The sequence below is a fragment of the Rhodanobacter sp. Root561 genome (assembly GCF_001427365.1).
GTDB lineage: Bacteria > Pseudomonadota > Gammaproteobacteria > Xanthomonadales > Rhodanobacteraceae > Rhodanobacter.
Genome location: NZ_LMGH01000016.1, coordinates 82,037 through 99,671, shown reverse-complemented (window position 1 = coordinate 99,671; position 17,635 = coordinate 82,037). Strand labels below are relative to the sequence as shown.

12 protein-coding genes and 1 pseudogene are annotated in these 17,635 nt (G+C 68.8%); 1 reads left to right on the top strand and 12 read right to left on the bottom strand.

Annotated features, from left to right (window positions below; genetic code table 11):
* Positions 1 to 42: 42 nt before the first annotated feature.
* From gspD to gspE, 11 genes are all read right to left on the bottom strand, one after another.
* A complete protein-coding gene (gene gspD / locus ASD55_RS16870; protein ID WP_056768046.1) occupies positions 43 to 2,676 on the bottom strand; it encodes a type II secretion system secretin GspD in 2,634 nt (877 codons plus the stop codon).
* 3 nt (positions 2,677 to 2,679) lie between these two features.
* Positions 2,680 to 3,345, bottom strand: coding sequence for a general secretion pathway protein GspN (locus ASD55_RS16865; RefSeq protein ID WP_056768043.1), 666 nt, complete (start codon positions 3,343 to 3,345; stop codon positions 2,680 to 2,682).
* A complete protein-coding gene (gene gspM, locus ASD55_RS16860; protein ID WP_056768040.1) occupies positions 3,342 to 3,989 on the bottom strand; it encodes a type II secretion system protein GspM in 648 nt (215 codons plus the stop codon). Before gspM ends, ASD55_RS16865 begins: the two co-directional genes overlap by 4 nt.
* The gene (locus ASD55_RS16855; RefSeq protein WP_056768037.1) at positions 3,986 to 5,152 is read right to left on the bottom strand and encodes a PilN domain-containing protein; all 1,167 of its coding nucleotides are present in this window, start codon (positions 5,150 to 5,152) and stop codon (positions 3,986 to 3,988) included. The genes gspM and ASD55_RS16855 overlap by 4 nt, the downstream gene beginning before the upstream one ends.
* Complete coding sequence (locus tag ASD55_RS16850) at positions 5,149 to 6,018, bottom strand: type II secretion system protein GspK (RefSeq protein ID WP_056768034.1); 870 nt, start codon at positions 6,016 to 6,018, stop codon at positions 5,149 to 5,151. Before ASD55_RS16850 ends, ASD55_RS16855 begins: the two co-directional genes overlap by 4 nt.
* Positions 6,015 to 6,671, bottom strand: a complete 657-nt coding sequence (locus ASD55_RS16845) for a prepilin-type N-terminal cleavage/methylation domain-containing protein (RefSeq protein ID WP_056715024.1) — start codon at positions 6,669 to 6,671, stop codon at positions 6,015 to 6,017. The genes ASD55_RS16850 and ASD55_RS16845 overlap by 4 nt, the downstream gene beginning before the upstream one ends.
* Complete coding sequence (locus ASD55_RS16840; protein WP_157599052.1) at positions 6,668 to 7,090, bottom strand: prepilin-type N-terminal cleavage/methylation domain-containing protein; 423 nt, start codon at positions 7,088 to 7,090, stop codon at positions 6,668 to 6,670. The genes ASD55_RS16845 and ASD55_RS16840 overlap by 4 nt, the downstream gene beginning before the upstream one ends.
* An 83-nt stretch (positions 7,091 to 7,173) precedes the next feature.
* On the bottom strand, positions 7,174 to 7,629 hold the full coding sequence (locus tag ASD55_RS16835) for a GspH/FimT family pseudopilin (protein WP_082542839.1): 456 nt from the start codon (positions 7,627 to 7,629) through the stop codon (positions 7,174 to 7,176).
* A gap of 170 nt (positions 7,630 to 7,799) precedes the next feature.
* Positions 7,800 to 8,204 carry a type II secretion system major pseudopilin GspG gene (gene gspG / locus ASD55_RS16830; RefSeq protein WP_157599045.1) on the bottom strand — a complete coding sequence of 135 codons (405 nt, stop codon included), beginning with the start codon at positions 8,202 to 8,204 and terminating at the stop codon, positions 7,800 to 7,802.
* 210 nt (positions 8,205 to 8,414) lie between these two features.
* Complete coding sequence (gene gspF, locus ASD55_RS16825; RefSeq protein WP_056768029.1) at positions 8,415 to 9,632, bottom strand: type II secretion system inner membrane protein GspF; 1,218 nt, start codon at positions 9,630 to 9,632, stop codon at positions 8,415 to 8,417.
* 1 nt (position 9,633) lies between these two features.
* On the bottom strand, positions 9,634 to 11,367 hold the full coding sequence (gene gspE, locus ASD55_RS16820; RefSeq protein WP_056768026.1) for a type II secretion system ATPase GspE: 1,734 nt from the start codon (positions 11,365 to 11,367) through the stop codon (positions 9,634 to 9,636).
* 364 nt (positions 11,368 to 11,731) lie between these two features.
* On the opposite strand from gspE, the gene ASD55_RS16815 reads away from it, so the two are divergent.
* Positions 11,732 to 14,488, top strand: coding sequence for a Calx-beta domain-containing protein (locus tag ASD55_RS16815; RefSeq protein WP_235577863.1), 2,757 nt, complete (start codon positions 11,732 to 11,734; stop codon positions 14,486 to 14,488).
* Between the two features lie 2,176 nt (positions 14,489 to 16,664).
* On the opposite strand, the pseudogene ASD55_RS16805 reads toward ASD55_RS16815, so the two are convergent.
* Positions 16,665 to 17,635, bottom strand: a pseudogene (locus tag ASD55_RS16805) (cell surface protein); the annotation flags it as partial.

The window sequence follows — 17,635 nt, the reverse complement described above, 5'->3', positions numbered from 1 at the left end:
TGCAGGCGGAGCAGGCCCGGCCTGCTCCGCGAGGGCGTGGCGTTATGGCGACTTCACCGGTGCACGGCAATCGGCCAGGCGCTTGCGCGCCAGCTCCAGGCCCTTCGCATCCTGCGCATGCTGGCGCGCCTCGATGACCACCTGCCAGTTGCGTTCGCACAGCTCGCCATGATGCGTACCCTGCTGCCACGACTGGATCGCCAGGTTCTGCGCGTTCAGATAGTCGCCCTTGCCCAGCGCCAGTTCCGCATGCTGCTGCATCTGTTCGGGCCAGCTCGGCGCCGGTGGCGGTGGGGGCACAGCCGGTAGTGGCACGGTGGTGGCCGCTGCCGTAGGAACGAGTTCGCCCGACTTTCGCAGCGGGGTCAGCGATTCGAACTTGTTCTGGTAGTCGTCGGTGATCTGCTTGGCATCGGCGCCGCCGCGAATCACCCGCGGCGTGATCAGCACGATCAGCTCGGTGCGGTTGCGGCTGCGATTGGTGCTGCCGAACAACCGGCCCAGCACGGGGATGCGGTTGAGGCCGGGAATGCCGGTGTCGGTGTTGCCTTCGGCCTGCTCGATCAGGCCGCCCAGCAGCACGGTCTGGCCGCTCTGCACGGCCACCTGGGTGGCCAGCTTGCGCTGCGAAATCGCCGGGTTGCCATTGACCAAGGGCACCGAACGGTCGGCCTGGCTCACCTCCTGGCTGATGTTCATGTAGACCAGGCCGCCGGGATTGATCCGCGGCTGCACGTTGAGGATCACGCCGGTGTTGAGGTAGCTGACCTGGCTGTAGGTGCTGGCGTTGCCGATGCCGGTGTTCACGCTGGTCTGGTTGATCGGGATCTGGTTGCCCACCGCAATGCTGGCAGTCTGGTTGTTCATCACCACCATCGACGGCGCCGACAGCGTCTTGGTGTTGCCGCTGGTCTCCATCGCGCGCACGGCAACCTGCAGGTTGCTGTTGAGGAAGGAGTAGAAGAACGGTTCGCCACGAAACGCGTTGCCGCCCTGGCCCAGGCCGATCTGGCGATGGCGGTAGGGCTGGCCCGGAACGAGTACGGAGTTGCCGCTGTCGTCGCTGGTGGTGGTGCTGCCGGTGAGGCCTTCCAGGTACCACTGCACGCCGAACTGGAATTCGCCGGTGAGGTTCACCTCCAGGATGCGCGTCTCGATCTGCACCTGCATCGGCACGTTGTCGAGCTTGCTGATGGCCGACTTGATCTCTTCCCACTGCGAAGGCCGCGCGCGCACCAGCAGCTGGTTGTTGCTGTCGACCGAACTGATCCGCACGCTGCCGTCGCTGGAGCTGTACTGCTGGTCGCCGGCGGCGCCGTTACCACCGGCGGCATTGCCGAAGCTGCTGCCCGAGGTGCTGCCGAAGCCGCCGGTGCCGCTGCCGCCGGCATCGCGAGCGCTGCCCATGTTCAGGCCGCCATTGCTGTCGGTGCCATTGATGCCGCCACCGATGCCGCCGTTGCGCGAGCCATCCGCCGCATTGCCGAAGCCGCCGGCGGTGCTGCCCATGCTGGTGCCGCTGGCGTTCTCGGCGCTGCCCAGGGTGGCGCCGGTGAGGCCCGGGCCGACCTGGCCGCCGCTGTCGCCGGTGCCGCCGCCACCGGCGCCGTTGGTGTAGATGTTGGCCAGGTAGCGGGCCAGGTCCGAGGCCTTGATGTTGCGCACGTCGTAGACGAACAGCTGGGGCTCGTTGCCACCGCCACGATCGATGCGGGCGATCCAGTCGCCCACTTCGCGCAGGTAGTCGGGCTGGGTGCTGATCACCACCAGCGCGTTGGTGCGCTCGATCGGGATGAAGCGCAGCATGCCGGCCAGCGGGGTGTCGCCGTGCACGCCGAACATGCCGTCCAGCTTGGGCATCAGGTCGCCGACCGTGGCGTACTGCAGGTTGAACACGCCCACCGACATGCCGCGCAGCCAGTCGACGTCGAAGGTGCGCACCATGCTCTGGTAGTTGGCCAGCTCCTGCGGCGTGCCCGACATCACCAGCAGGTTGCGCGCCGGGTCCGCCAGCAGGGTGGCGTCGGGCCGCGCGAACGGCTTGATCAGTTTCTGCATCTCGGTGGCCGAGATGTAGCGCAGCGGGAACAGCCGTGCCTGCAGCCCGCCCTGCGGCGCGGTGGCGCCCAGGCTGGGCACCAGGTTGCCGGCCACCGCGTCCTTCTGCGGCATCACCACGTAGCCGCCGTCGCGATGCACCAGCGCGTTGCCGGTCCAGCCCAGCAGGGTTTCGAGGATCGGCAGCGCCTGGCCGGCGTCGACCGGCTCGGAGGTGGAGAACGAGATGTTGCCCTGCACGCCGGGCACGATGGTGTAGTTCTGTTTCAGCAGGTCGCCGAGGATCGCCTTGACCACCGCCTGCACCGGCTGGTTCTCGAAGTTGAAGGTCACCGCGCCGCTGCCGCTGACCGCCGGCCTGGGCGTGGCCAGCGCGTTGGGATGGATGAACTGGCCGCTGCCGTGGCTGATCTCGGGGCTCGCCGTGGCCTCGCTGCCACTGGCCACGCTGGTGTTCAACGGCAGCGGCGCCGGCACCGGGTTCTGCGTGCCGGCCATCGCCTCGCGCTGCAGGGCGCCGTCGTCATGCGGCTGCGGCAGGCTGGCGCAACCGGCCACGCCGACCACGAAGGCGAGCGTGGCGGCGCGCAGGGTTTGCTGGGTGAGCGTGCGGAACATGGATCAACGTACTCCTTCGTTGGCCGCGGCGGCGCGGGCGGCCCGACGTTTCTGGATATTCTGGCGCAGGCGCTCGGCCGGCGATTCGCGCGACGGTTCGGGCGTGGCGCGGTTGGGCACCGGCGGCGCGGCGCGAGCCGGCGCGGTGCCTTCACTGTTGGCATTCCGGTCGGCGCCGCGCGGCGGGTCGATCGGCGCGCCGGCAGGCAGCTTCAGTTCGGTGCGACCGCCGGAGGCATCGAAGATGGCCGAACGGGCGCGCACCTCGACCAGCTTCACGCTGCCGTCGGGCAGCGATTCGCCTTCGCGCAGGCGCACTTCGCGATCGGCCTGGCGATCGTGCAGCAAGGCCATGCGCAATGCTGGCGTGAGGATCACGCCGGTGAGTTCGAGGTCGCCGAGCTGGCTGCCGCCATCGGCCGCGGAAGCCGTCGGCTTGCGGTCGGGTGCGAACAGCGGCTTCTGCCAGACCAGGGCGAACTGCTGCAGCGGCAACGGCTGCGGCAGGTTGGCGGGATTGCCGGCCGGCGGCAGCGGCGCGCGTGCGCGTGGCTCGTCCCAGTGCACGCCACGACCGACCCCCAGCAGCAGGGCCAGCAGCAGCGCCGCCAGCGCGATGGCGCCGAGCATCAGCCAGGGCGTGAAGCGACGCTGGGCGGCCGCGTTCATGGCGCGTCTCCCGGCGAAGTCGCCGGCGTGCCGGACGATGCGGGAGTAACCCGCGCCGGCCGCACATAGCCGGACAGGGTGAACTGCACTTCCAGCGGCACGGCACCACCCTGCTGCGCGGCCACCGGATTGCGATAGATGCTGAGGTCGTCGATGAACAGATACGGCGTGCCCTGCTCCAGCGCCTGCATCACCGCGGCCAGCGGCTCGATGTCGCAACTCAGGCTGATGCTCACCGCGGCCTTGCGATACGGTTCGCCGGCGGCCGGCGCGGGGCTGGGCAGCGGCATCTTCTGGCTCACCGTGCACGATCCGCTGCCGGCATGCGCCGCGACCACGTCGACCACGCGCTGCATCAGGTCCGCCGAAGCGGTGTTGGGATCGTCCGCCGAGAGGAACGCGCTGCTGGCCGCCTGGCCGGCACCGAGCGCGGCGATCCGCTGCAGCAGCGCGGGCTTCTCGGCGATCGCGGCGGCGTAGCGGCTCTGCGTGTCGCGCAGGTCGGCCATCTCGCCGCGGATCTGCTGCAGTGGCGCCACGAACCACCAGTGCAGCAACACGAAATAGGCGAGCAGCAGCGCGAGCAGCAGCAGAAGCACCGCCGCGATGCGGCTGTCACGCCGGTTCATCGCCGCCAGCTTCATGGCGTGCCCCCGGCGCTCGCGGCATTCGGCGCGGGCTTCGGCTGGTTGACCCGGGCGGTGAGGTAGAAGCGCTCCTTGCCGGTGGTGGGATCGGGCTGGATGCTGCCCTGGAAACTGGCGTCGGTGATCAGGCGCGAATCCTTCAAGGTGTCGAGCAGTTTCGCGGCCTGCTGGCTCTGCCCCTGGAAGCCGATCTGACCGGTGTTGTCCACGCTGAGGCGTTCCAGCCACGCGCTGTCGGGCAGGCGCGCGGTGGCGTCTTCGAGCACGCTGAGCATCGCCACGCTGTGCTTCTTGCGCTGGGCCAGGAAGCCGGCGGCGCCGGCGTTGTCCTGCAGTTGCTGGCGCAGCGCGGCCACCTGTTGCGCTTCGCCGCGCATGCCTTCGACGTCCGTGCGCATCTGCTCCAGCGCCAGCTGCCGGTTGTGCAGCCATTCGCCCAGCACGCAGCCCAGCAACACCACCACGGCCGCGGCCAGCAGCAGGTTGAGCCGGCGCCGCGGATGCGCGTGGCGCAGCACCTGCGCCGCCGGCAACAGGTTCACGCCGAGGCGGCCATGGCCATCGGCCACGTCCACCGCGTCGACACTGATCGACTGTGCCTGCAGGCGCGCCAGCACGGGATCGAGGACGTCGCGGGTGACCACCACCAGTTCCGCGTTGAAGCGCCCGGGCGGCGCCGCCGTTGCCAGCTCGCGCACGGCGTGGTGCACCTGGGCCAGGTTGAACGGGGTCTGCCGGTCCATCTCGAAACCGGCCACCTGCATCAGGTTGTCGCGTGCCGCCAGCGGCAGGCTCAGCGTGCGCCGCAGCACCACGGCGGACGGCAGCAACAGGGCCAAGCGCAGATCCTCGCGATCGACGCGTTGCAATGCATCGCGCAACGCCGCCGGCGGCTTGCCCGCGCCGTCGATGCCCGGCTCCGTTTCGTCCCAGCTCGACAGCAGTCCGGCGTGGCCGTTGCGGCGCAGATCCCAGCGGGCGCCGGCGCACTGCAGCAGGTACCAGTCAGCGCCGCTGCCGAAGGCGCCACGCCAGCGCGGTGGCAGCAGCGCGCGCAACTCGCCACCCCACCAGTGCAGGAAACCCGGCAACGGCGAGGCACGCCAGCTGCGGCGTACGACATCGACCAGCGGCCGCAGTGACTGCGTTGCCGAACTCATTCCGCCTCCCCTTCCTGCCAGCGCAAGACGGCGTACGGTTGCGCCTGCCCCGCCTGCAGGCGAATCGTGGCGCGCAGGACCGCGCGCGTGCCGTCGGCCAGCGTAGCCTCGGATCGGATACTATGCGTTGTTCCGCTGCCCAGAACCAGCTGCGGGTCCTTCGCGTTCTGCTGCCGTGCAGCCTCGAGCTGCTGGCGCTGTTCCGGCGTCATTCCCGGGATCGCCGCCAGCGCCAGCGGCGGCGCGGTATTCGGATCGGGGCTGGAATTGCCGGACCAGATCGTCAGCGCCGGCGCCAGCAGCCGGTACAGCGAGGGCGTGACGCCCAGCACCATCTGCAACTCCTCGACGCTGGCGAACGGGCCGTGGCGCGGACCGTAGTTTCTCCCGGCCGCCAGGTAGCCCGCCCGGGCGCTGGCGTCATCGCCCTCCACCGCCGGCAGGCTGCGCCAGTCGACCACCTGATCGACCAGCGCCTGTGCCGGCGCAGGCTTCAAACCGGCCGCCTGGAACAGCGCCAGCAGTACCTCGGGCGAGGCCGCGTTGAGATCGACCTTGCCGCCTTCGTCGATCGCGCGCACGGTGATCGTCGCGTTGTCGTAGTGGAAGGTGTAGATCCGGCCATCGGCCATCCAGCGCTGCTTCGCCTGCGGGTCCTGCAGGGCATAGGCCGCGCGCATCAGGCCGGCCTCGGCCGCGTAATGCGCCTGGGTCTGGGCAAACTGGTAGCGCGCCTGCAGACCCTCGGTGCGCGCCAACGCGGCATAACCGCCGAGCAGGATCGCCAGCAGGGTGCACGCCCACAACACCAGCAGCAGCGCGACGCCGCGCTGACGCCCGTGCAGGTGTGGCGCCGCCCGCCTCATCGCAGGCTCCCGCCGCGCAGGCCCATGCGCACCAGTCCGGCCGGCGAGGCGTTCACCCGCAGCGGCACCTCGAGCTGCGGCCACTCGACGGTGCCGTTCACCTGCAGCTCGACCCGCACCAGTTGCGGCAGCACGCGGCCGTCGGCCCAGGTCGGCGACCACGCCACCGCGGCACCTTTCGAATCGACGCCGCGATAGCTGAAGCTGCCGCTGCTGACGTGGTCGACCAGCACCTGCGGATCGCCCAGCGCCTGCGGCGGCTGGCCATCGGGCGGCAGCAAGGCCAGGCTGAGCTCCAGCCGCTGGCCGCCATGGTCGTCGTCGACCAGGCGCAGCTGCTGCAGTTGCGGACCGAGCTTGCCCAGGTAACCGGGCAACGGCGCCACGTAGCGCATCTCCCGGGCACTGCCGACGAAGTAGACCGGTTCGCCATGATCGGTGCGATCGATCGGCTGGGCCAGGCTCTGCGCCAGTTCGCGGCGCAGGAACTGCTGGGCCGAGCGCACCTGGTCCAGCCGCTCGATCGCCGCCGTGCCGGAGCGCACGCTGTGTGTGGCGGTGCGGATGCCCGAATACACGCCGACCAGCAACAAGGCCAGCAGCACCAGCGAGGCGAGCACTTCCAGCAGGGTGAAACCGGCCTGCCGTTTCATGGTCCGGCCTGCGCCTGGCCCGAGGCCAGTGGACCACCCAGCCGCAGGGTGCGGAAGTGGGCCGCCCGCGGATGGGCCTGCGGCCCCCACGAGACGGTGAGGTCGAGCTGGTACAGCTGCACCGGCGCGCCCGGCACCGCGGGGCCGCCCGTGCTCCACGGCCGTACGTCGAGCTGCCAGCGGTACTGCGTATCGAAGCGGCCGGAACGATTGCCCGGCTTCACCGCCTCGCCCACGAAGGCGCTGTCCAGCAGGCTGCGCGCACGCATCGCCGCCTGGCTGTATTCCGCCGCGTTGTGGGTCAGGCCGATCGACGCGCCAGCCACCTTCATCAGGGCGGTGAACGCGATCGCCAGCAGCATGATCGCGGCGATCACTTCCAGCAGGCTGAAGCCGCGTTGACGCCGGGAGTGGGGAATAGGAAATGAGGAATGGCAAAGGCGGGCAGCCGGCGCTGACGCGCCTTGCCGATTCCCGAATCCCGATACCCGATTCCTGAATTTCATCGGGAAGCCACCGCGTCGACCACCCGCACTTCGCCGGTCAGCCACGACACGTTGACGTGCCACTCGCGGTGGCCGCTGTGCAAGGTGATGCGGCCACCGGTGGAGCTGCCGTCGGGGAAGAAGCGGATGCGTCCGGTGTGGTCGTTCGGCTGATCTTCCTTCGCACTGGTGATGCTGATGTGCATGCCGACGGGCAGTTGCACGTCGTGCCGCTTCGCATCGTCGTAGCTGTTCGCCCGGGTATCGACGTCGAAGTGCTGCTCCTGCCCGCGCACGATCGCCTGCGCCCGGGTCGCGCGCAGCGCGCCGGCCAGTTCACCGCTGGCCGCGCGCACCCGCGCACTGGCCAGGCCCTGCGTCACCGACACCGACACCGCCGCCACCGCGATCCCGATCAGCAGGATCACCGCCAGCATTTCGAGCAGGGTGAAGCCCCCGCTTTTATGGAACAAGGCGTTTCGCGCCTTTGCCTCCTCCCCCGCTCCGCGGGGGAGGATTGAGGAGGGGGCAGCGCGCTGCGCGCGCGGGGAACGGGAAACAGGGAACAGGGAATGGGCAGAGCAGGCAAGCGTGTGAGCGCACGCTTTTCCGAATCCCAATTCCCTATTTCCCATTCCCGGCTTCATTGCCAGTTGCCCACGTCCTTGCTGTAGCCGTCGCCGCCGGGCTTGCCATCCTGGCCGTAGAAGGTCAGGTCGAAGCTGCCGTTCTGGCCCGGATACTGGTAGCCGAAGGCATGGCCCCACGGGTCTTTCAGTTCGGAGGCCTTGGCATAGGGACCCTGCCAGTTCGCCGCGTTCGGTGGCCGGGTCACCAGGCCGTCGAGCTGCGACGGCGGAGTGCCGTTGTCCAGCGCGTAGTTCTCGATCTTCTGGCTCAGCGTCATCAGCTGCGACTTGCCGGCGCCGTACTTGCCCTTGTCGACGTTCTTGCCGACCTGGGTCACCACCACCGCGCCGATGATGCCGATCAGCACGATCACCGCGAGCATTTCGAGCAGGGTGAAGCCCCCGCTCTTATGAAACAAGGCGCTTCTTGCCTTCGCCTCCTCCCCCGCTCCGCGGGGGAGGATTGAGGAGGGGGCAACGCCACGCGCGCGCCCGTGAATGGGGAATGGGGAATGGGGAATGGGGCAAGTAAATGCCGCGGCCTTGCGGGCTCTTACCATCCCCCATTCCCCATTCCCTATTCCCTGCCCCACGAATTCCAAAAACTTCACCATTGCCTTGCTCCTCGGTTACTGAATATTGCTGGTCAGACTCAACAGCGGCAGCAGGATCGCGGCCATGATGATCGCCACCAGCACGGTCATCACGATGGTCAGCGCCGGCACCAGTGCAGCCAGCAAACGATCGATCGCGCGTTTGGACTCAAGTTCAAACGTGTCGGCGACTTTCAGCAGCATGGTGTCGAGCTGGCCGGCTTCCTCGCCGACCTGCACCATCTGCATCGCCAGTCGGGGAAACAGTTTTGACTGGCCCAGCGCCAGACTCAGGCCCGAGCCGCCCTTGACCTGTTCCTGCGCCGCGGCCAGCGCCGCGTCGAGCGCGCGGTTGCCGGTGACCTGGCGCGCGATGCTCAGCGCATTCAGCAGCGGCACGCCGTTCTTCAGCAAGGTGCCCAGGGTGCGGGCGATCCGTGCCGTCTCCACCTTCAGCAGCAGCGGCCCGACCAGGCGCATGTGCAGCAGGCGGGCATGCCAGGCCTGCCGCGCAGCGGGATCGCGCAGGTGCGCGCGCCAGCCGAACAGGCCGCCGCCGAGCAGCAGCAGGATCAGCCACCACCAGGCCTGCAGCGTGTTGCCCACGGTCAGTACGGCCTGGGTGATCCACGGAATCGGCACCTGCATGTCCTCGAAGATAGGCACGAACTGCGGCACGACGTAGGCCAGCAGCAGCACCAGCGAACCGAGCACGCCGACCAGCAGGAAGGCCGGGTAGATCAGCGCATTGACGATGCTGCCGCGCATCGCCTGGGCGCGCTCGAGGTAGTCGGCCAGCCGGCGCAGGGTTTCCTCCAGCGAGCCGCCCGCTTCGCCGGCGCGCACCAGGCTCACGTAGAGCTTGGGAAACACGCCGTGTTCCTCGTCGAGCGCGGAGGACAGCGTGTTGCCGCCCCGCACGCGATCGCGCACGCGTTCGATCAGCTTCTTCGCGTGCTCGCCCTCGGGCAGGTCGAGCAGGATGCCCAGCGCGCGGTCCAGCGGCTGGCCGGCGCCCAGCAGGGTCGCCAGCTGATGTGTGAACTGGGCCAGCTGGTCGCCGTTGAACGGCCCGCGCTTGAACAGCGCGGCAAACCCGCTGCCACCGCCCGCACCATCGGCCGGCAGCGCTTCCAGCGGCGTGTGGCCCTGATCCTGCAGCCGGCCGATCACTTCGTCGACGCTGGCCGCTTCCATCTGCCCCTGCAGCGTCTCGCCGGCGTCGTTGACCGCCTTGTAACGGAACTGCGCCACCTCAGCCTTCCTGCGTCACGCGCAGGACCTCTTCCAGCGTGGTGATGCCGGCCACGGCCTTGGCGATGCCGTCCTCGTACATCGTGCGCATGCCTTCGGCACGGGCCTGCTTTTCGATGTCGCCTTCGTTGGCGCGCTGCATCACCAGCCGGCGCAGCGGGTCGCTCATGGTGAGGAACTCCATGATCGCGCGACGGCCGCGGTAGCCGCTGGGATTCGCCGCGCTGGTGCCGGGCTTCCACAGGCGGATCGGGCGTTCGTCGGTGTATTTCTCCAGCTCGAACTGTTCGATCACCTCGGGCAACGCCTCGTAGGCAATCGCGGTTTCCGGATCGAGCCGGCGCACCAGCCGCTGCGCCAGGATGCCGTTGATGGTGGAGCCGAGCAGGTAATCCTCCACGCCCATGTCGAGCAGGCGGGTGACTCCGCCGGCCGCGGAGTTGGTGTGCAGCGTGGACAGCACCAGGTGGCCGGTGAGCGCGGACTGGATCGCGATGCGGCAGGTCTCCAGGTCGCGCATCTCGCCGATCATGATCACGTCCGGGTCCTGGCGCATGATCGAGCGCAGGGCGCCGGAGAAATCCAGCCCGATCTGCGGCTTCACCTGGATCTGGTTGATGCCTTCGAGCTGGTATTCGACCGGGTCCTCGACGGTGATGATCTTCACGTCGTTGGTGTTGATCTGGCTCAGCGCGGTGTACAGCGTGGTGGTCTTGCCCGAACCGGTGGGGCCGGTGACCAGCAGGATGCCATGCGGCTTGTTCAGCACCTCGACGAAGCGCTGCTTGAAACTGTCGGTGAAGCCCAGCGATTCGAAATCAAATACCACCGATTCGCGGTCGAGGATGCGCATCACCACCGATTCGCCGAAGCTGGTCGGCACGGTGGACACGCGCAGGTCCAGTTCCTTGCCCTGCACGCGCAACTGGATGCGGCCGTCCTGCGGCAGGCGGCGCTCGGCGATGTTGAGCCGCGCCATGATCTTCACGCGCGAGATCACCGCGGCGGTCGACGACGACGGCGGCGCTTCCACTTCGTGCAATACGCCATCGATGCGGTAACGCACCTTCAGCCGGTTTTCGAACGGTTCGATATGGACGTCCGAAGCGCGCTGCTCCACCGCGCGCTGAAGAATGAGATTGACCAGCCGGATGACGGGAGCCTCGGAGGCGAGGTCGCGCAGGTGTTCGACGTCGTCCTCCTCGGCGACGCTGCCGTCGAGGTTCTCCACGATGGTGCCCATCGCCGAACGACCGGAACCGTAGTAGCGCTCGATCAGGCCGTCGATTTCCGAACGCAGGCCCACCCGCAATGCCACCGGGCGCCCGGCAGCCAGCTGCACCGCCTGCAATGGATACGGATCGGCCGGATCGGCGACGATCAACGCCAGCCCGTGTGCTTCGTCCTGCACCGGCACCACGTGCTGCTGCTTGAGGAAACGCAGCGACACGTCGAGATCGGCCGGCGGCAGTTCCGGCGCATCGCGCGCGGACAGCAGCGGCACCTGCAGCAGTTCGGCCCAGCCCTCGGCCAAGTCGCGCTCGGACACCAGGCCAAGACGCGCCATCAGCGTGGTCAGCGTGCCCTCTGTGGATTCCTCGTGCAGCCGGCGCGCGCGCACCAGATCGCCTTCCTTCAGACGACCACGCGCCACCAGCCACGCGCAGACTTCCGCCTCGCGATCCTCCACGGCCATGCCCGCCCCGCCGACCGCCGGCTCAATCACTGCCGACATCCTCCACCCCGCTTGAGTGCACGCGAAACCGTCGACGCCCCAGGGCGAAAACGGCAAACGTCATAGGTATCACATCCGGCCGGGCGCACGCGAATGGTCCGGGATTCGGCCCGCACGCCGTTCATCTCGGGCGCGGCCCTCCATTGTGCCGAGTTCACCGGCGCAATGGCGGCATCGCGCCTAGGAAAAATTCCTGTTCGGCACTGTTTCGGTTGCCAGGCCGACAAGTTCCTTCGAAACTGCCGAAGCCGTCGCAAAGTCATCGCCCCGCACCGGGGTATGACTGACCTGTCATTGCGCCGTCACGGACAGTGGTCAGGTTCCGGGAGGGGGAATCCGCCATCACATCGAGGGGAATCACGTCATGATGCCTATGCGTCGCGCCGCGGGAATGGCGCTGTGTCTGTTTGCCGCGGCGCTTCCCGCGCTGGCCGCGGATCTCACGATCAGCAATTTCCGCGTACGCGGACCGTCCGGCGGCAACGACGAATTCGTCGAGCTGCACAATGGTTCGCCCAGTGCGCTCGACGTGGGTGGCTACACCCTGCTCGGCTCGAACGACAGCGGCACCACCGGCACGCGTGCGACGCTGCCGTCGGGCACGTCGATCGCGCCGGGCTGCTACCTGTTGCTGACCAATGGCGCCAGCAGCGGCTATTCCGGCAGCGTGGGCGGCGACGTGATCTACAAGACTGGCATCACCGACACCGGCGGCCTGGCGATCGCCGATGCCGGCGGCACGGTGCTGGACCAGGTCGGCCTCAGCGGCGGCTCGGCCTATGGCGAAGGCACGCGGCTGGCCTCGCTGGGCTCGACCAATGCCGACCGCTCGTATGCCCGCATCAGCAACGCGGCCGGGCTGGTGCAAGACACCGGCGACAACGCGGCGGACTTCAGCCTGCAGTCGCCCTCGGTGTCGCACAACGCCGGCAGCAGCTGTTCGGACCTCGGCCTCGGCGTGTCGGTGGCCGATGCGGTGATCAATGAAGGCGACAGCGGCACCACCGCGCTCGACTTCAGCCTCACCCTGAGCAAGCCGGCATCGTCGCCGGTGCAGGTGCGCTTCCGCACGGCCGATGGCGCCGCCACCGTGGCCGATGGCGACTACGACGCGGTGGACCAGGTGGTGACCTTCGCCGCCGGTGACACGGTGCAGAAGGTCACCGTCACCGTGCACGGCGACACGAAGATCGAACCCGACGAGGATTTCGCGGTGCAGCTGAGCGAGCCGTCCAGCGGCCTCGCGATTGCCCGCGGCGAGGCGATCGGCGGCATCCTCAACGACGATGCGGCCCAGGTCGAGATCTTCCAGATCCAGGGCAACGGCGACAGCTCGCCGTTCACCGGCCAGCCGGTGATCACCCGCAACAACATCGTCACCAGTGTCGGCCCGGCCGGCTTCACCATGCAGACGCCGGATCGCCGCGACGACCACGTCCGGCTGACCTCGAACGGCGTGTACGTGTTCACCGGCAGCGCACCGACAGTGAAAGTCGGTGACGCGGTGGACGTGCGTGCCCGCGTGGCCGAGTACTACGGGCTGACCGAACTGACCGGCGCCAGCATCAGCGTGCTCAGCTCGGGCAACCGGCTGCCACAGCCGGTGCTGTTCGGTCGCAACCTGCCGTCGACCGATCCGGCGAACCTGTCCTGCGGCACGACCAATTTCGAATGCTTCGAGGGCATGCGCATCCTGATCGTCAACGGCATCGTCGATCGCGGCAACCAGCGCTACGGCAACGATCCCTTCGCCGAGGTCTTCGTCAGTGCCGGCGGCAGCCGTTCGCTGCGTTCGCAGGGCGTCACTTTCGGCCTGCCGGCCTCGGACATCCACTCCGGCGTGTGGGACGGCAACCCGGAAGTCTTCGAGATGGACGCCGATGCCCTCGGCGCGGTGCCGACCGGCACCGGGATCAACGGCGGCGCGCGGTTCATCGCCGAAGGCGTGATGAGCTACAGCTTCGGCGACTACGACTTCCAGCCGACCATGCTGCACATCCTCGATGCCAACACGATGCCGCGCCCCGTGCATGATCAGCGGGGCCCGGATGGCCTGCGCGTGGGCAACCTCAACATGCTGCGGCTATGCGACACCGATGGCGACAACAGTACCTACGAGTGCGGTGATGAAGGCACGCCGACGGCGGACGAACTGCAGCTCAAGCTGCAGCGCCTGTCCGCCTACATCGGCGGCGTGCTGAAACTGCCCGACGTGCTGGGCGCCGAGGAGGTGGAAAACCTGCCCGTGCTCGAACAGCTGGCCGCGCAACTGAACAGCGACTACGGCGTGCACTACTCCGCGCACCTGGTCGACGGCCACGATCCCAGCGGCATCGACGTGGGCTTCCTGGTGCAGGACGACCGGGTGCAGATCGCCAGCGTGAGCCAGCTTGGCTACGACGCGACCTGGGTGGACCCTGGCACCGGCCAGTCGGCCTATCTGCACGACCGTCCGCCGTTGCTGCTCGAAGGCACCAAACTGGGCAAGGGCAGCTTCTCGTTCCGCCTGATGGTGGTGCACCCGAAGTCGCTGATCGGCGTGGATGGCGGGGCGGATGCCACGCGCAACCGCCTCAAGCGCTTCAACGGCGCGGTGGACATCGCCCAGCGCGTGCAGGCGCTGCAGACCGACGCGAAGTCCGCTTTCGAACCGCTGGTGGTGCTGGGTGACTTCAACGCCTATCCGTTCACCGACGGCTGGACCGACGTGGTCGGCGCGATCGCCGGCACCTACGACGACAGCGCCAACCTGCTCGACCTCGGTGGCAACATCGTGAAGCCGGCCTTGTGGAATGCGGTGCAGTCGGTGGCCCCCAACGACCGTTACTCGTTCCTGTTCACCCAGCAGCTTGGCGAGATCCAGGGCTACCAGCGCACCGGCTCGTTCGACTCCGGCCGCGACGTTCCGGTGGCCCAGGTGCTCGACCAGGCGTTGCTTGATCGCCTCGCCCAGCGCTGCTTCCGCGGTTTCGAATACGGCCGCGGCAATCTCGATGCTCCCGACCAGACCCAGGACGACGCGGCCGGCGAAACCGGCCTGCGCAAGGCCATCGGGGTTTCCGACCACGACGGCTTCGTGCTCGATCTGGCCTGCCCCGGGCTGGCGCACGGGCACCACTGAGGTTTCATCGCGTCACGGCAGAAAGGCCCGCCACGGCGGGCCTTTCCTTTTTCGCCTCCGAAGCGACCTCCTTCATGGCGACGCACGCATGGCGGCACGGAAGCGTGACCGCTGCCTCGCGCGACAGCGGTGGGCCTCGGCCACAAAGGAAACCGGCGCCACGTGGGCGCCGGTTCCTGTCGTGCATGTCCGGGCCCGTATCGCCGGGCCCGGCGGCCTGATTTACCAGCCGATACCCACGCCCACGCCACCGGAGGTCTCATTGCCGGTTACCGCGGCACCGAAGGTCAGGTTGGCCTTCGGTGACAACTGCCGCGAGTAGCCCACCGCCAGCGCTGCGCGGTTGCCGTAGCCACCCATGCCCACGCCCACCCGGTTCGGCGTGTTGATGCCCTGGGTGCTGAACGCCATCTGCGCCATCGCCGCGCCCATCGCGCCAACCTGGTTCACGCGCTTGTCCATGGCGCGGAAGCGGTTGTTGGTGTCGTTGCGCAGCGAGTTCACGTCCGCCGTGCTGGCGATGTTGGCGAACTTCTGGTCGGTGTACGCATTGGCGCTCTGCAGGGTCTGCTGGGCGTTGGCGTCGCTGTAGTCCTTCGCGCTGACCAGGGCTTGCTGCACCTGACCGTAGTTCGCCGCGTCGGTGGCCTGGGTACCGGCCGCGACGTTGGTGATCTGGCGGTTGTTTGCCGCCGTGCCCACCGACACCGTGTTGGCGCGATCAGCCAGCGAGCCCTGGCCCAGGGCCACCGCACCGGCCGTCGTGGCCGAACTGCCCTGGCCGATCGCCGTGCCCGACGCCGCGCTCACCGATGCGCCTTCGCCGACCGCCACCGCATTGGTCGCCGTCGCCGCGATGGTGGTGTTGGCACCCACCGCGGTGCTGCCATCGGCATTCACCTTCGCATTGCCGCCGATGGCGGTGTCGTTCGGGCCCGCCGCGTAGCTGTCGCCGCCGATCGCCGTGCCATGGTCACCGCCCACTTCGGCATTCGAGCCGATCGCCACGCCCCGCGAGCCGGCCAGCACCGAGGCGTCGTCGCTGCCATCACCCACGGTGTCGATGCCGATCGCGCCCAGCTCCGCCGTGCTCTGCTGCAGGTCACCGAGCTGTCCCTCGATCGTGCCGACCCGGCCATCCAGTGAACTGATGGCGGCGGTGTTCGTGGCGATGTCGGCCGTATTGGTCGCGATGTCCGCAGTGTTGGTCGCGATGGCGGCGGTATTCGTGGCAATCGCCGCCGTGTTGGCGCTCACGTCCGAGCCCGTCTGCGTCACCTGCGTCTGCACCGCTTCCAGCTGACCCAGGTTCACCGCATCCGTGGCCTCGGTGCCGTCGGCCACGTTGGTGATCTGGCGCTCGGAACCGGCGCTGCCCACGGAGACCGTGTTGGCCCGGTCTGCCAGCGATTGCGCACCCAGCGCCACCGAGTTGTCCGCCGCCGCCTGCACCCAGGCGCCGGCACCCAGGGCCGTGCCGTTGATCGCATCGGCACCCGACNGCCAGCGATTGCGCACCCAGCGCCACCGAGTTGTCCGCCGCCGCCTGCACCCAGGCGCCGGCACCCAGGGCCGTGCCGTTGATCGCATCGGCACCCGACAACCAGCCGAACGCCGCCGCGTTGTCGGCCGTGGCGTAGGCGCCCGCGCCGATCGCCGTGGTGCCCGCACCCGAGGCCTCGGTGACGAAATTGCCACCAGCCGCGCTGCCACCCAGCGCCACGCTTTCGTCACCGCTGGCGCTGCTGCTTTCGCCGACGGCGACACTGCTGACACCGTCGGCCGCCGCGAACGCGCCACTGGCCAGCGAATAGTCGCCATTGGCGCTGGCACCGTAACCGGTCGCCGTGGCCGCCACGCCGGCGGCAATCTGCTGACACCGTCGGCCGCCGCGAACGCGCCACTGGCCAGCGAATAGTCGCCATTGGCGCTGGCACCGTAACCGGTCGCCGTGGCCGCCACGCCGGCGGCAATACTCTGCACGCCAATCGCCACGGTCGCTATCTGCGCCGCCGCCGATCCGAAGCCCACCGCGACGGATTGGTCACCGATGGCCTGCGACGTCGAGCCCACCGTGGTGGAGTACTCGCCGGTCGCCGCCGATTCGGCGCCTACCGCCGTGGCATAGGTGCCCGGGGTATACGCCAGCGCGCCCAGCGCGGTGGATTCGTCACCGTCAGCCTGCGCACCGATGCCCACCGATGACGCGGCCAGACCACTGGCGATCGCGCTGGCACCGATGGCGGTGCCGCCGTCGCCCGCCGTCGCCGCACCGGTGGTACCGGTCAGGATGTTGGTCGCCTCTCCGACCGATGGCGGTGCCGCCGTCGCCCGCCGTCGCCGCACCGGTGGTACCGGTCAGGATGTTGGTCGCCTCTCCGCCGATCGCCACGCTGTCCGCACCGGTCGCCGTCGCGCCCGCACCGTAGGCCGAGCTGTTGCCGCCGATGGCCTGGGCGCCGTTGCCGTACGCCGAGCTGTTGTCCGCCGCCGCATGACTGCTGCTGCCGGTCGCCACGCTGCCGATGCCGTCAGCCATCGCGTTCGCACCGCTGGCCACGCTGTTGTCGCCCGTCGCGACCGCGCCATAACCGGTGGCCACGGAGAACACGCCAAGCGCACTGCCGCCCCAACCGACCACGGTGGAACCTTCGCCCAGCGCCACGCTGCTCGCGCCTACCGCCGTGCTGTAGTCACCTTCGGCATCGGACTGGAAGCCGTAGGCCGAACTTTCCTGACCGATCGCCACGCTGCTGCTGCCCGTCGCCGAAGAGCCGGTGCCCAGCGCCAGGGCGCCGTTTCCGGTCGCCACGCTGTCGTCGCCCACTGCCGTGCTGAGGGCACCCGATGCGACCGCGCGGGCACCTGATGCCAGCGCGTCTTCCGTGCCGTCCGTGGCTCCGTCGGCACTGAAGAACTGGGTCGCGGAGGTGACCGCGGCCAACTGGTCCATGTTCACCGCATCCGTACCTGCCGTACCGGCGGCCACGTTGGTGATCTGGCGCTCGGAGCCGGCACTGCCCACGGAGACCGTGTTGGCCCGGTCAGCCAGCGATTGCGCACCCAGCGCCACCGAGTTGTCCGCCGCCGCCTGCACCCAGGCGCCGGCACCCAGGGCCGTGCCGTTGATCGCATCGGCACCCGACA